The following is a 14992-nucleotide window of genomic DNA, read 5'->3' as shown; positions in this document are numbered from 1 at the left end:
ACTTTGCTGACGTGTCAAATATATCAACCGCCGAGTGCGCCGCTTCATCCCTGCCAGCCTCAAATTCACGTCAACTACACTGCGACCGAGGAGGTCACCTCCAAGCAATCCGAGCCACTGGACAGTTTTTCTCAAACTATGGCAATAAAGCCTTGGCCTCGGATACCCCCTGTGTCACGATTGATCTATCGCTGTGATGTACAACACAGTCAAGGCATGGATCGTAACTCTAAGGAGAATACAAAATGAATAAACCCGCAGAAATTGCAGCACAGCTTGCAAACAACAAGCTCCACACTTTTGCACAACTGATGACAGCTTGGAATCACGCATCAGATAGCCCTCGGTGAAACGTTGAATAGTATTCCCGACCACATTGCGGAGCTGAGGCAAGCCCTCAGATATCGACGCCATTCACCTGCTTTCTTCGAACGCTCAAATCTCATCCTGAACTCACTGCAACCGCCGGAATCGCGTGCATCTCAGTGGAGAAGCCTTGCTGCACCAGTAATCAGTAACGATCTAGGTGTCCGGCGGTTCAGTGATTTCAGAGTTTTCTATCTCGAACATTGCAAAATCGCTTCCGTTGACCCGATCGAAGGTGAAAAAATCACTTCATGGATAACGGAAGATAGGAAAAGTTTTAGCACTCGAACAGATGCGGCGATTACATTCTTCGGGGATTACGCTTGCGTTGCAGAAGCGATAACTGAAGTTGGTGAGTGGCTCAAGGGACACGGTTCTTACCACGATCTTCTACTGTCCGGAACGATACTTGCAGCATTAAGCAAAGTGGAATCAACCGATTATTTTGAACTAAGCGCGCAGAGGGCGGAAGATTCAGCCCAACGTTACTTGGCGAACCACCGGTTAGCCGCCTCTCAGTTCAAAAGGTTTGGCCATGCCGATAGAGCTACCGAAACTTTAGACAAGTCTCTATCCATGGAAGACGTTCCAGAACGATCTCGTCCTCTAGAGAGAGCTCTCAAGCTCAACCTAATTGCGCTTGTGGAACTGAAAGGACCTGACTACTCAAATTCTGTTTCGTTGTTACACGAAGCTGAGGACTTACTCAAGCAATTCCTATCAACAAATACAGCCAGTCCTCTTGAACTGTCGATGGGCGCCCGATACGCAAGCCAGATAGCAATTAACGTCGCTCAGATACGTGTTCTGAAGGACGACTTTGTTGGCGCAGTCAAGGTACTGTAAAAGAATTGTGGATTCGTCGCGAAAACGGCTCCGGAGTATCTTGCAGAGGCATTGTCTGAACTTTCCTGTGCCCTCTACTATTCGGGAGATTACCCTGGCGCAATATCTGCCGCCGCGCATGCATTCGGTAGGCTTTTCTTCCTTGGTGCAATCAACTCAATGAACACCTTACGGAGAATCGTCGTCGCTTCCTATCACTCCCTAGGTGCCGAAGAAGCCGCAGAGGCAGTCGCAAAAACACTAGAAAGAGACCCTCTAGGCTTCCTAGGTTTTGGGCTTGACGAAGTAAAGATAGGGGAAGAATATTTCTACTGATTCGAATGATTCGAAGGTTCCCGCATTAGAGTTCCGCAATGTTTCGCGGACGTATGACAAGGGAAAGTTCACTGCAGTCAGTGACGTTTCACTCACCGTTGAACCTGGCCAGATCCATGCGCTCATCGGGCCGAACGGCGCAGGAAAAACCACCTTGGTGAAGATGGCGGCCTCCATCCTGGACCCCAGCCGAGGTGAGGTCATCGTCAACGGCCACAACACCACAACACATTCGCAGCAGGCCCGCCGCGACGTCGGGCTTGCCCTCGGCGGCGAACTCGGCTTCTACCCTAGGGCGAACGCTATCAAGAACTTGCGTTTCTTCGCCAACGTCGCAGGCATCCCAGCGAAAAACATCCCTGCAGAGACTGAAAGAGTTCTTGAGGCTGTCGGTTTATCTCAAAATGGCAACCAGAAAGTCAATTCTTTCTCGCGGGGAATGGTTCAGCGTCTTCACATCGCCCGCGCACTTCTGGGGCACCCGGCTTTGCTCGTCATGGATGAACCAACGAACGGGCTCGACCCAGACATCGCGCTATCCATCCGTGCCCTGCTGAAGGATCTCGCTAACAACGGACATGCCGTCTTTCTCACCAGCCACACGATGTCTGAAATCGAGGACGTGTCTCACGTCATTTCGGTCATCGGTGCCGGCCGCATCCACTTCACAGGCGGCCTCACGGAAGTCGTGAATTACGCAGGTGTTACCGCTACAACCACTGCAACAATCCACGCAGGCGACACCGAGATCGTCGAAGCGCTACGCTCCCAGCCGCAGGTGAAGGAGCTGCGTCAGTCCCCGAAAGGCGCACGATGGGGGCTCACTGTTTTCTGGGAAAGCGGCCAAACCCCCGCACAGATTCAAGCTGAAGTACAGCGTATTTTCCGGGAACACAGCATCGAAATACCGAACGATTTAGTAACCAGGCAACCCACGCTTGAGGAAGCCTATTTGTCGTTGGCAGGTGAGCTCAAACGCACATGATGCGCTACTTCCGTATGGTTGCTTTCCACCTGGGCGAGTTCGCTCGGGTTCCGTTTTTCGTTTCGCTGATGGCCACATCGACCCTCGGCATTCTCGCTATTCAAGCGCTCGCCTACTATGCGTGGGGTGGCGACTCGTGGGTTGCGTGGATGCGTAGCGGCATCGTTGGCATGTGGACCACCACAACTGTTGCCGCGGGAATCCTTGGATTCGAACGGTTCAAAGGCACGCTTGTCCACCTATTCAGTGCACGCATCAACGTTCTTTCCCCGGCGGCTGCCGTTGTGTCTGCGGCCTCGGTTTTCGGGCTTCTATCCTTCGCGGTCGCTTGGCTCGCGTGGGGTCTACTGTGGATTGCGACTGACGTAGGCCACGGCACTCCCCCGGTTTCAGGGGCCTCGGTTGCGGTCAGCATCCTGTTGCTGTGGGTTTCATGTCTCAGCATTTCTTTTGTGATTGCAGCGCTTTTCGTGCTGACACCGAACGCTATTGCGTATGAAGAGCTTCTTCTGATTCCTGTTTTCATTCTTTCTGGTCTTGTTTTCACTTCTACAGACGCGCCACCGGTATTACACGAGCTGAGCTACATTATTCCGCTGTCAGCACCAACCCAGGTTTTGTTGGGCCAAGTCCCGGAAGGCGAGGTCATGTTCCGTCTCCTCGTCGGCCTGGGCGTGACAGCGTGCTGGTTCGCCGCATCGTACTGGCTCGGCAAATCAGCTATCCGTAAGGCCCGTTCCGCTGGCACATTGGCGGTGATCTAGATGAGTTTCGCATCTCGTTTTGGAGCCGCGTTCCAGGTTTCTTTGGCGTCATCGATTGCGTACGCGACCATCGGGACCCTGCTGGTCTCGATACTTGCGATCCCGCTGCTGGAAATTCTGTTCAGTGTTCTGCTCGCCAAGGACGTCGGGTCCATGGATGTGTTGCGAACCGCGTATGCGTCCACGCTGGTGGGTATCGGTTTGGGCGTGTGTTCCGGGGTGGTTTCCAAGACCGCGACCGACCGGAACCTCGGCGTGTTCCAGGTTGTGCACGAATACCGGCGGGTGGATCTCGCGTACTGGCTGGCGTCGATGGTGATGCCGGTACTACTCGCGTTGCCGGCGGGTGTGGCATCGCTTGCGGTGATCACCGTGATGTCCGGACGCGGGGACTTGCCGGTGGTGGCGCGGCTCGCCTTGTTGGTGGTGTGCGCTTTGCTGGTGGGTGGCTTGTTGGGGATTTCGATGTCGGGCATCGGTTTGGCGTTGTCTGACCCGTATCAGGGTGCCGCGTTCGCCGGCGCTGTTGTGCCGGTTATGGCGGGCGTGATTGTGCCGGTCGCGTTGTTCCCGCAATGGCTGGCCCCGTTGAGTGCGGTGGTCCCGCTGACTGGTGTGGTCGATGCGGTGGGTAACTTGAACTCGGGGGTGGCCTGGTCTGTGCTTGCGTTCGATGCGGTTCGCGGCTTGGCGTGGGCTGTTCTGGGGTTGCTGATGGTGCAGATCGCCCGTTCGCGGCTGCGTGCGGGGCATAAGTTCAGCGTGATCTAGCCGGGCCTTTAATCTTGGGCAACGAAATTGCTGAAATAACGCTGAGCGAATTGAGCGCATAAATAACCTTCGGCATCGTGAGTGCTGTTATTCCGCAGCCAAGCAGCGCCGTGTTTAACCTTCGGCATCACTAGTGCTGCTATTTTCCTGCCGCAACCATCCGCGCACATAACCCGGGCACAAAAAGTGGCTGCCGCCCCAGCAAGGGGCGGCAGCCACAATTTATTTCGACACTTACGGTGCTAAAGATTATTTCAGCACTCTTGTTGCTAAAGGTTATTTCAGCACTCTTGTTGCCAAAGGTTAGAGGCCGAGGTCGTTTTTGCTGAACAGCGCGATGTACGGCACGCCAGCTTCTTCCTTGATGCGTTCGGCTGCGCCGGTGTCACGGTCAACGATCACCGCTACAGCAACCACGTTGCCGCCCGCCTTCCGTACACCTTCGACCGCGGTAAGCGCGGAACCGCCGGTCGTCGACGTGTCTTCCACGATCAGCACGTCGCGCCCCTCACGCCCGGCCCCTCAACCTGCCGGCCCATGCCGTAGTCTTTCGCGGCCTTCCGCACCACGAACGCGTCAATCTCACGCCCGGCTTCCCGCGCCGCGTGCATGATCGCGGTACCCACAGGGTCGGCGCCCATCGTGAGACCGCCAGCCGCCTCAAAGCTCACACCGGCGTCGTCGCAGGCTTCCAGCAACTGACGACCAATCAAAATCGAGGCTTCGTGATGCAGCGTCACCCGCCGCAGATCAACGTAGTAGTCGGCTTCTTTCCCGGAGGAGAGGATCACTTTGCCTCGCACCACGGCGAGGCCGCTGATGAGCTGTTGCAGGCGTGCGCGTTCGTTGCTGGTCATGTTCCCTAGTTTAGGCGCTCCGCCGGGTTTTCCTCATTTCCCTCACGCCTTATTCACCGTATTCTGGGGTTAGGTCAACGATTGGGGGTACCCGATGTCTCTTCCTACTCCTCCTGGCCCGGCCGAGGATGTTGAGCCGTTCGATGCGGCTCCTGCCGAGCTTGAGATTCCCGAGCCTCATTCTTCGTGGGAGCCCACGGATTGGGAACCTACTGATTGGGAACCTGATGCCGATGCGGTTGATGCCGCGATCGCTAAGCGCCTCGGCGCTGATTCTGAGGACATTTATGCCGCGGTTCGTGCCGCCGAGCATGAGGCTGAGGCGATCGCTGACCCGCATATTCGTGCGGCTCAGCCCGTGATTCCGGCGCCTCAGGTCCCGGATGATGTCGGCCTGGACGCCCCGGTTTCCGAGAAGGTTTCGATGCGCGGCGTTGTTGAGGCGGCCGCGGCTGAGGTTGATCAGGAGATCGCTCAGAGCGCCGGCCCGCACAGCAAGGAAGCCGACGATGCGGCAGCACCTAACGTCGAGCCCGCGGCTAACGCTGAACCCACAACGACCGATGCGGCTCAAACTGAAACCGAACGTCACAGCACGGAACGTCGCGTCACCGGTCGCCGCAGCGCTGGCTGGCACAGCGCAGGTAGGCATAGCGCCGTTCCGGCGGACGGTGGATCCGAAGCTCCCGATGCGCCCGTAACCCACGACGCAGCCGCGCCTAACGCTGAGCCCGCGGCTTCCCCACAGTTGCCACCTCCGCCTGCGCCACCAACAAACACTGCACCGCCAGCTGACCCTGCGCCGCCAGAAGAACAGCAAGAATCGGAAGACAACACCACCCCACGCGGTTTCTTGCCGCCGCCACCGGCGCCGCCCGCATCGTAAGCCGGCGCCACCCCGCGCCGCCGCCCACGCACCCACCCACATACCCACGCCTAGGACTAAGCTGGGTTTATGAGGTCTCTGCAGCAACAGGTCATCGCTGAAATGGGTGTCAAACCCAAGATTGACGCGGCTCAGGAAGTCGAGGATCGCGTCCAGTTTTTGGTGGATTACGCCCTCACGGCGCATGCGCGCGGCTATGTTTTGGGTATTTCGGGCGGGGTTGATTCGTCGCTCGCGGGCCGCCTCGCGCAGCTCGCGGTCGAACGCCTCCGCACCCAACACAGCACAGACGCCACGTTCACCGCGGTTCGTTTGCCGCACGCGATCCAGGCCGATGAATCCGACGCGCAGGCCGCGATGGACTTCATCCAGGCCGATGACCCTCACACGGTGGATATCGCGCCGGGTGTCGCCGGTCTTGAGCAGCAGATCGAAGCCACCACGGGCTCCCCGCTCACGGATTTCAACCGCGGCAACCTGAAGGCCCGCATGCGGATGGCGGCACAGTACGCACTCGCAGGCGAACGCGGCCAGCTGGTGGTTGGTACGGATCAGGCCGCTGAATCGACGATGGGGTTCTTCACTAAGTTCGGGGACGGCGGCGCCGATGTGCTCCCGCTGGCTGGGCTCACGAAGGGGCAGGTCGGTGAACTGTTGCGTCACCTCGGGGCGCCGCAACGCGTGGTCGATAAAGTCCCGACCGCTGACCTCTTGGACGACCAACCCGGACGGCTCGATGAGGACGAAATGGGTGTTTCCTACGCCCACCTCGACGCGTATCTGCGCGGCGAAACCGTCCCAGACGAAGCAGCAGAACGCATCGAAGCCGCCTACCTCCGTAGCCGACACAAGCGCCGCACCCCAGCCACCCCATCGGACGCCTGGTGGAAAGAATGAGGCAGTGGCGGAACTGACCCCGCCACCACGAATGACCTTCGTCATGGTCCGTATCTTTCCGGCTCGCCGGCGCATTTATCGATAACCTAAACAACAATCCGTTCAACACAAACCTCGTCAAAACCGCGCGAACCAGCGCGCCCCGCCCGCCTCAATAACGGCGGGACCGACGAACCCCCGGGAGGAACCCATGTCGCAACAATTCGAGCAGTACAAGGCCGCACGCGACCAGTTGCTGACCTACCGGGAGGACTACGAAAAAGCGCGTGAAACGTTCACGTGGCCGGACATCCCGGGCTTCAACTTCGGGTTTGACTGGTTCGATCAGGTCGCGGCCGGCGAGCGCGCGAATGACCCGGCGCTCATCATCGTTGAGGACGATGAGACACGCACCACGCGCACGTGGGAGGAGCTTTCGGAACGGTCGAATCAGGTGGCGTCGTGGTGGGCGCAGCTGGGTGTGAAGTTTGGCGACAAGATCATTTTGATGCTCGGCAACCGGGTTGAGTTGTGGGAGTCGGTTTTGGCGTCCGTGAAGCTCGGTTCGGTTTTGATCCCGACGACAACCCAGATGGTGGGGGCGGATCTTCAGGACCGCGTTACGCGCGGCGGGGCGCGCTGGGTCATCGCTGATCAGCATGATTTGGAGAAGTTCGCTGACATCGAGGGCGAGTATTCGTTGATCGATGTTGATTCGGTTTTCGCTGGGGCTCACCATTGGTCCGATGCGGATGCCGCGCCTACCTCGTTCGTTCCGGAACGCAAGGCCACCGGTGACGATTCGATGTTGCTGTACTTCACATCGGGCACCACACAGCAAGCGAAGCTGGTGGAACACACGCATTATTCATACCCAATGGGGCATCTGTCCACGATGTATTGGATCGGCATTGAGCCAGGCGATGTGCATTTGAACGTCGCGTCCCCGGGGTGGGGTAAGCACGCGTGGTCGAATGTTTTTGCGCCGTGGATCGGCGAGGCGACCGTCTACATCTATAACTATGAACGTTTCGATGCGATCAAGTTGATGGAGCACATGTCGGAGGAGTCGGTCACGAGTTTCTGCGCGCCGCCGACCGTGTGGCGCATGCTGATCCAGGCTGATCTGACGCGTCTGACGAACCCGCCGAAGAAGCTCGTCTCCGCTGGTGAGCCGCTCAACGCCTTTGTGATCGATACGGTCGCGAAGGCGTGGGGCCAGACGATCCGTGACGGTTTCGGGCAGACCGAATCCACGGTTCAGGTCGCCAACCCTCCTGGTATGCCGGTCAAGATTGGTGCGATGGGGCGTGCGATGCCGGGCTATGAGCCGGTCTTGATCGACACGACCACGGGTGAGGAAGCGCAGCTCGGTGAGTTGTGCTTGCGTCTGGATCCCCGCCCGGGCGGGCTCATGGCGGGCTACTACAACGAGCCGGAGCGCACCGAGCGGGCGATGCGCGGAGGCCTCTACCATACGGGCGATATCGCTGAGGTGGATGAGCGCGGGATCTACACGTATGTGGGGCGCGCTGACGACGTGTTCAAGTCGTCGGACTACCGTATTTCGCCGTTCGAGCTGGAGTCTGTTCTGGTTGAGCATCCCGCCGTCGCTGAGGCCGCGGTGGTGCCTTCTCCGGATCCGATCCGTTTGTCTGTGCCGAAGGCGTACATCATTCTCGCGGCCGGGCACGAACCGACCCCGGAAACCGCGGAGTCCATCTTCCGTTACTGCAAGGAAAACGTGCCGCCGTTCCGCCGGATCCGCCGCCTCGAGTTCGCGGATCTGCCTAAGACTGTGTCAGGCAAGATCCGCCGCGTTGACCTGCGCAACGAAGAGGCCGAGAAGCGTGGACCTGACGGACAGCTGTTGCCTAACGCTCAGGGCACCGAGTATAAGGAGCGCGACTTCCCGGCGCTGAAGTCGGTCCGGTCTAAGTAGCCACCGATGCGGGCGGCGGCCTTGCACTGCCGAGGCGCCGCACGTTGATACGGTTATGTGCGTGAAGATTGCAACGTGGAATGTGAATTCGCTGCGGGCCCGCGCTGACCGTGTTGAGGCGTGGCTTGAGCAGAATGATGTTGATGTTCTGGCCATCCAGGAAACCAAATGTAAGGATGAGAACTTCCCGTGGGAACTGTTCGAGTCGCTCGACTACGACGTAGCGCATTTCGGTTTTTCGCAGTGGAATGGTGTTGCGATCGCGTCCCGCGTGGGGCTTGAGGATGTTGAGCGGACCTTCCCTGGCCAGCCTGGGTTCGGCAAGGGCGGGGTGGATCCGGTTCAGGAGGCTCGCGCGATCGCCGCGACCTGTGGTGGTGTGCGCGTGTGGAGCTTGTACGTGCCGAATGGGCGCGCCCTGGACGATGAGCACATGCCGTACAAGTTGGAGTGGCTCGCTGAGCTGAACCGTCAGGCGGCCGGCTGGCTGACGGAGGATCCGCAGGCGCAGATCGCGTTGACGGGTGACTGGAACATCGCCCCGCGTGATGAGGACGTGTGGGACATGCAGTACTTCCTCGACAACGGGTTGACGCACGTGTCACAGCCTGAACGCGACGCTTTCCACGCGTTCCTGGATACGGGTTTTGCGGACCCGATGCGTGAGCGTCACCCCGGCCCCGGAGTGTTCACCTACTGGGATTATCAGAAGCTGCGTTTCCCTAAGGGTGAGGGGATGCGCATCGATTTCCAGCTGCTCTCTCCCGCTTTGGCTGCGCGGGTGACGGATGCAGCCGTTGACCGCGAGGAACGCAAGGGTAAGGGCCCGTCGGATCACGCGCCGGTCGTCGTGACGTTGGCGTAAGGTTCCGCTGGGTTGGTCGAGTTGAGTTCAGCGGTCTGATGGCGACTTTTTCAGGCAACGACGACAACGGCACCGGTAGCAGCACTGGCAGCGGCAGCGGCACCGGCGGTTTTCCGGAGATGTCCATGGGGACGTTGCGTAACGCACCGCCTACCGCGTATTTGCGTGTGTATTCGCCGTTTTCCAGTTTCGATGACGCTGAACAATCTCTGATTGTCACGCCGGGGCATACGTTGGATGCGCCGTTCTATGAAGAGGCTGCGCTGTGGCGTTCTTTGGCGCGTATTTCGCGGCCGCGGGTGGATCCGTTTCCGCATGGGACTGTCGAGCAGTATCGCATGATTGTGCTCGACAGGGATCATGGCGATGTCGTGATGTTTTGCCCTGCGCAGGAGCCGTTGCGGGCGGGCATTGCGGCGTCTTTGTTGGAGGATTACGCGCCCGAGGATGTTTTGGATGTCTGGTTCCCTCCGGCTGCGGCGGAGGCTCATAGTGAGCGTTTGCAGGAGCACGGGATGTGGCTGGCCGATTCCCCGTTGTTCACGCGGATGTCTACGTGGCGGGTCCCGTTGAGTTGGTTCACCCTGTTCCGTCCCGGGGATGAGGAGGAGGTCGTCACGGCGGATGATTCGCAGCCGCTGACGGCCGCGGTTCGGGTTCCTTTGGTGTTGGCTCGCCAGCGGGCTTCGTATGCGGTTGAGGCGTTGTCGTCCCTTTCTATGATCATGAGCGATGAGTCCGATGCGAACGAGTTCGATGAGGATGGCGAGCTATCCGGTCTGTTTGGCGCGTCAGGTGTGGCTGATGACGGGTCAGAACCGGGTGGCATGTTGGCGTCGGTTGCCGAGTTGCATGATTGGTTGGGACAGTTCCGCCCGGATTCCATGGTTGAGCTGGATTATGGCTTGTTGACGGCGAGGGCGTGGCCGGATGATTCGGCTTTGGATGTCGCCGATGGGTTGGATGCGTTATTGGATGAGGATGTGTCGACTGCCGCGTCCGCTTATTTCCGGTTGCGGCGGCGGTGGGATTCAATTTCGATGTGGGCGCACGCTGGTTAGCGGCTGACGCCTCGGGCGGGGCGGGATTGTTTTCTGAACGGATCTGCTCCCCGTCCGCTCAGTCTTTGCGTTTCTTCATGAGCGAGGGATGCACGTTACAGGCATGCCCTTTGGGGTTGGTGTTTTTGGCGTGGTGTGAAGATGGTGAGGTCTTGTTTTTGACAGGTTGGATCGTTGGTGGGGTTGCCGGGTGGGCATGGTTGAGAGACGTTGATGGCGGTCAAGGTCCAGGCGTGGACGAAGATGCTTTCCACCGTTCAGCTGCGCTGCAGCGAGTTTACAAAGTTCCAAAAAATGAACTCCGTAGGCCCCTGAGGGGCTGCCCGAGAGTCGATAATCTTCCGTATCTCGACTTCGATCTCAGTGGGCGTTTCGTTGCCAGTGGTGCGACTCACCGTTGTGTCAAACGTTGCAATGTCCTCCTAGGAGAGCACCGAGCTGGTGCTACTGCGGTAGCTGCTCCCTCATCCACGGGCTGAGCGCTTGGGGTGCAGCAGTGACAGCTTCACCTAAGGTTCCGGGAGTACCCGACGTGTCGCGAGTACCCTGCCGTGTTCATCGAACAGGTAGCACGAGAAAGCTAAATGCAAGGGCGTGTTCTCATCATGGACATCGGACTTGAGTCGGGTCCCAATGGGGGCTCCAGTGTGATCCACAAGTACGACCAATTCGGACGATGATGCCAATTTTGCACCCTAAAGGTAAGAGCGAAAGCTCAAGCAACAATGTTGTTTTTAGTACGATATAGTAAACCACAGGAAAGTAAACTGTAGTGGTTCTGTTGAAAATTTCGAGGAGTGACAGTTGGCAAGCGTCGAGTCGAGATCGGAAGAAACCCTCATCGAGCAAGATCTCGAACGATTGATGCATGCGTCGCAGGCGAACGGCATGTTCGAAGCACCGAATATCTCCGAACCCGAATTGCTGGAAGTCAACGAGCTCACACATTCTCTTGCGAATCTGCGCGATGCAGAACGTAAACTCACCGAAGCATCCCGCTCTGCCATGAACCTTTCCGCTCAGGAGATGCATGCGTTGCAGTTCCTTGTGGTCTCCTTGCGCCGAGGAAACGTTCCAACCCCGACGATGCTCGCTAAACATCTGCGCATCTCACCTGCTTCGACGACAAAGTTACTGAACCGGCTTGAACGTGGTGGGCACATCTCCCGCCGCATCCACCCGTCCGATCGACGAGCTTTCACGATTGAAGTGAGACCGCAGACCGAAGCGATGATTCAACGGTCCGTTGGCCGCGAACAAGAACGGACGTTTCTGGCGGCTTCCCGCTTGTCCAGCGGTGAACGTGCAATAGTGACCCGATTCCTTGACGAACTCACCCAGGGCATCACTGCGGATCGTCAGACCTGGGCGAGCGTAGAAAACGTGTTACAAATACTCGACTCTTCGCTATCAATGCCTGACGGTGGGTTGCGTCAGAAACCTAGAACAGTGAGGAGAGCGCCATGATGAGAGAGGGCGATGCCGAAAGCCTGCGGCTTGCGGAACACGAAGAATTAACGTACCCGACAGGTGCCGAAGATGAGCTGATCGCGCTCCCTCGTGATGATGGCAGGATACCGCTCGTGCTGGTGCTCGGAGGAACGGGGTATGTCGGCGGCCGGCTTATTCCGAGACTGTTGGCAGCTGGATACCGCGTGAGGGTTCTCGTTCGGTCGCGAGAGCGAATCTTGGCCATGCCATGGGCGCACAAAGTTGAGATTTGTGAGGGTGACGCATCGGAGGCCCTGTCTCTTCGAAGGGCGTGCGTCGGAGTCGACACCTTGTACTATCTCGTCCACTCGATGACCGCAGGGAAAGAGTTCGCCGCGACTGACCGAACGATCGCACAGGCAGTTGCTGCCGCGGCCGCTGATGCGAGCATACGACGCATCATCTATCTCGGCGGGCTCCATCCAAAAAACACAAAATTGTCGGCACATCTCGCTTCACGTGCCGAGGTTGCGAAGATTCTCCTGGACTCCTCAGTGCCCACGATCGTCCTGCGGGCCGGGGTGATCATTGGATCTGGTTCAGCGTCGTTTGAAATGGTACGGCACTTGACCGAGGTACTGCCGTATATGCCTGCACCCAAGTGGGTCCGAAATTTTATCCAGCCAATAGCGATCAGAGACGTACTTTACTACCTACTCGCTACTGCTCGTATCAACGAAGCGCTCAACCGCGAGTTCGACATCGGTGGCCCCGATGTTCTGCGATATGAGCAGATGATGAACGCATATGCACTTGAAGCAGGTCTGCCCCGACGTCACATTGCGGCGCTCCCCGTTCTGACCCCAAGACTTGCGTCTCATTGGGTTGGCCTGGTGACTCCCGTTCCGCGCCAGATTGCCAAACCTTTGGTGGAGTCCTTGCAGAATGATTGTGTAATGAGTGAGCATGACATAGATCAGTGGATCAGCCCACCGCCCCCAGGACTGACGAACTATCGCGCGGCCGTAAGATTTGCGCTCGGCCGCATAGCTGTTGACGGCGTCGAGACCAGCTGGGTCGATACTCGCGTCCCGCGAGCCCCAAGCGACCCGTTGCCAAGTGACCCCGTCTGGGCGGGGCGAAAAGTTTTCACGGACGAGCGGAGTCTTGAAACCTCAGCCACGCAGGAGGCGTTGTGGCAAGTCATCTCGCAGATCGGAGGCGCGCAAGGATGGTACTCAGCTCAGACACTGTGGTCATTGCGAGGGATCCTGGACCGCGCTCTCGGCGGAGTGGGACTGGCGAGAGGACGACGCACGAGCTCACAAGTGAGAGCCGGTGACGCAATTGATGTTTGGAGAGTTGAACTCGCTATCTCGAACAAACTTCTTCGCCTCAGAGCTGAAATGCAGCTCCCAGGAGAAGCTTGGCTGGAGCTCGGAGTCGACCCCAGTTCGTCGGGTTCCCGCTACTGGCAGAAAGCCACCTTCTTCCCACGGGGGCTGGCAGGAAGACTCTATTGGCTGAGCATGCTTCCGTTCCATGGGTTCATTTTTCGCAGTATGGCTCACCGTATCGTCTTGCAAGCAGAACAATTAGAGGAATAGGTTCCATGGGCCAATGCGCGACGTAGAGGTTGTGGTCAAGAAGACTATCTCGTGAATCGCGTCCTCTACCGTCGGGGTGGGCAGGAGGAACGGCCTATGCAGCTTCCTGGCAAGCGCCCTTCCGATCTCTGCATTGGTTGCATGAACGGGGCCTTCAAGATTTACCGGTCCGGTAATCGTGTGCGCCAGGATGTGATTAATCGCTCGAATCTGATCCTCCAATGAAATTCAAGACCAGACCTGTTTCCCGCTTCCGAGCGGCCCACCGAGACCGAGTCGTGTGAGCTGGATCATTGGACGCAACACTCCTTGCGGGTGCAGGATCGGGGCGGTGCGCAAAAGAGTCACCCCTGTGGTTTCGTCCGCCCTGAGTGCTTCGGATTTCCATGCAGCGCACAACTAGGCAAGAAATGTGTCGCCCACCGGTGACCGCTCCGTAAATTCGAAACCGGGCTTGGAGCCATAAAACCCGGTGGCCGAAGCAGAAATGAGGGAGGGAATAGGTTCGCCATTCTGAGCCAAAGCCCGAATTGCTGGACGATTGTGCGGGTCGCGTCAATTCGGGATCTCCAGAGCGTGTCTCGATACTTCGAGGTCCAGGGGAGATGGCCGACGCTTGCTCCGCCAAGTGAGACAATTGCACTTGCGTTGCGGAGAATATCCGGGTCAAGCTGCCCGGAGTCAGGATTCCAGCTGACCTCATCAGCCGACTTCACGGGGCGCCCCACGAGCCGCACCACACGCTTGCCCTGGTCACGTAGATCAGCAGTCAGTGCGGTCCCCACTAAGCCAGGTGAGCCCGCAATGATCACACTCATGGCTTTCACCTGTTCTTAGTGTTGTTGGGTAGCCCAGCGCTCAGTGGAGACAGCAAGCTCGTTTGCCATATCGTTGATACATCGTGCGACCACCTCGCACTCTTGAGAAGTGAACCGCGCAGCTGTATGAATTCGTTTTGTCTGCTGGCGACCCACCGTCTGCGTGGCGGTTTCGTGCGTGTCAGGCGTGATAGCGAGTGCGGCGGCTCATCTGCCTTCTGGATGAATTGACCGCGTGATGTGACCGCCTCCCTCGAGACGGTCTAACAGTTTTGTTATTGAAACAGTCGAGGGTTTTAGGTGGGTTGCCTACAGCCCCGGGTTGCTATCTTCTTTAAATTCGCTGCGACGATAAGAAAATGCAGAGCGCCCATGTCTTTCCACCCAAGTTTCATGTAAGCCAATGAGGCCTCAAACAGGCGATCCACCGCATCGCGGAGCGGGCCGAGCGCTGCCATGATTTCTCCGATTTGTTGCATGGATTGTTGATCCATTTCGGAGCGACCGATGATCCTGCCTTCAGGGTCATTCGCTTCGACAGCGAAGAGGTGCAGGCTCTCTTCTGGCGTTGAACTGGCAGCGGCCCCGGTATTATATTATCT

Annotated in this window: 13 protein-coding genes and 1 pseudogene; 12 read left to right on the top strand and 2 right to left on the bottom strand. The window is 58.1% G+C overall.

Features of this window, described 5'->3' with window-relative positions; genetic code table 11:
• Positions 1-354 precede the first annotated feature (354 nt).
• Genes CAY35_RS09500 through CAY35_RS07290 form a run of 5 tightly spaced genes read left to right on the top strand, consistent with a single transcriptional unit; the run spans position 355 to position 4047 of the window.
• Complete coding sequence (locus CAY35_RS09500) at positions 355-1212, top strand: hypothetical protein (RefSeq protein ID WP_146191939.1); 858 nt, start codon at positions 355-357, stop codon at positions 1210-1212.
• Positions 1213-1263: 51 nt separating this feature from the next.
• Entirely contained in the window at positions 1264-1527 is a 264-nt protein-coding gene (locus CAY35_RS09725; protein ID WP_146191938.1) for a hypothetical protein, read from the top strand.
• Complete coding sequence (locus CAY35_RS07300) at positions 1517-2512, top strand: ABC transporter ATP-binding protein (protein WP_109303980.1); 996 nt, start codon at positions 1517-1519, stop codon at positions 2510-2512. The genes CAY35_RS09725 and CAY35_RS07300 overlap by 11 nt, the downstream gene beginning before the upstream one ends.
• Positions 2509-3276: an ABC transporter permease gene (locus CAY35_RS07295; RefSeq protein WP_219930464.1), complete on the top strand. Its 768-nt coding sequence runs from the start codon at positions 2509-2511 to the stop codon at positions 3274-3276. Before CAY35_RS07300 ends, CAY35_RS07295 begins: the two co-directional genes overlap by 4 nt.
• Entirely contained in the window at positions 3277-4047 is a 771-nt protein-coding gene (locus tag CAY35_RS07290) for an ABC transporter (RefSeq protein ID WP_109303979.1), read from the top strand.
• A 303-nt stretch (positions 4048-4350) separates the two neighbouring features.
• Here CAY35_RS07290 and pyrE read toward each other — a convergent pair.
• A pseudogene (gene pyrE / locus CAY35_RS07285) lies at positions 4351-4904 on the bottom strand (orotate phosphoribosyltransferase).
• 94 nt (positions 4905-4998) lie between these two features.
• On the opposite strand from pyrE, the gene CAY35_RS09720 reads away from it, so the two are divergent.
• From CAY35_RS09720 to CAY35_RS07250, 7 genes are all read left to right on the top strand, one after another.
• Positions 4999-5790 carry a hypothetical protein gene (locus CAY35_RS09720; RefSeq protein WP_109303978.1) on the top strand — a complete coding sequence of 264 codons (792 nt, stop codon included), beginning with the start codon at positions 4999-5001 and terminating at the stop codon, positions 5788-5790.
• A gap of 69 nt (positions 5791-5859) precedes the next feature.
• The gene (nadE, locus tag CAY35_RS07275; protein WP_109303977.1) at positions 5860-6687 is read left to right on the top strand and encodes an ammonia-dependent NAD(+) synthetase; all 828 of its coding nucleotides are present in this window, start codon (positions 5860-5862) and stop codon (positions 6685-6687) included.
• A gap of 190 nt (positions 6688-6877) precedes the next feature.
• Entirely contained in the window at positions 6878-8608 is a 1731-nt protein-coding gene (locus CAY35_RS07270) for an AMP-binding protein (protein WP_109303976.1), read from the top strand.
• A 61-nt stretch (positions 8609-8669) separates the two neighbouring features.
• Entirely contained in the window at positions 8670-9473 is an 804-nt protein-coding gene (locus CAY35_RS07265; RefSeq protein WP_109304030.1) for an exodeoxyribonuclease III, read from the top strand.
• Positions 9474-9511: 38 nt separating this feature from the next.
• Positions 9512-10534: a hypothetical protein gene (locus CAY35_RS07260; protein ID WP_109303975.1), complete on the top strand. Its 1023-nt coding sequence runs from the start codon at positions 9512-9514 to the stop codon at positions 10532-10534.
• 804 nt (positions 10535-11338) lie between these two features.
• Entirely contained in the window at positions 11339-12001 is a 663-nt protein-coding gene (locus CAY35_RS07255; protein WP_258265692.1) for a MarR family winged helix-turn-helix transcriptional regulator, read from the top strand.
• A complete protein-coding gene (locus CAY35_RS07250) occupies positions 11998-13572 on the top strand; it encodes an SDR family oxidoreductase (RefSeq protein ID WP_258265691.1) in 1575 nt (524 codons plus the stop codon). Before CAY35_RS07255 ends, CAY35_RS07250 begins: the two co-directional genes overlap by 4 nt.
• A 1114-nt stretch (positions 13573-14686) precedes the next feature.
• Here the strand turns inward: CAY35_RS07250 and CAY35_RS09880 are convergent.
• The gene (locus CAY35_RS09880) at positions 14687-14884 is read right to left on the bottom strand and encodes a hypothetical protein (RefSeq protein ID WP_258265690.1); all 198 of its coding nucleotides are present in this window, start codon (positions 14882-14884) and stop codon (positions 14687-14689) included.
• Between the last annotated feature and the right edge of the window lie 108 nt (positions 14885-14992).

The sequence above is a fragment of the Pseudoglutamicibacter cumminsii genome (assembly GCF_003143995.1).
Taxonomy (GTDB): Bacteria; Actinomycetota; Actinomycetes; order Actinomycetales; family Micrococcaceae; genus Pseudoglutamicibacter; species Pseudoglutamicibacter cumminsii_B.
The sequence above is the reverse complement of the archived record's forward strand: the minus strand, read 5'-3'. Positions and strand labels throughout refer to the sequence as shown.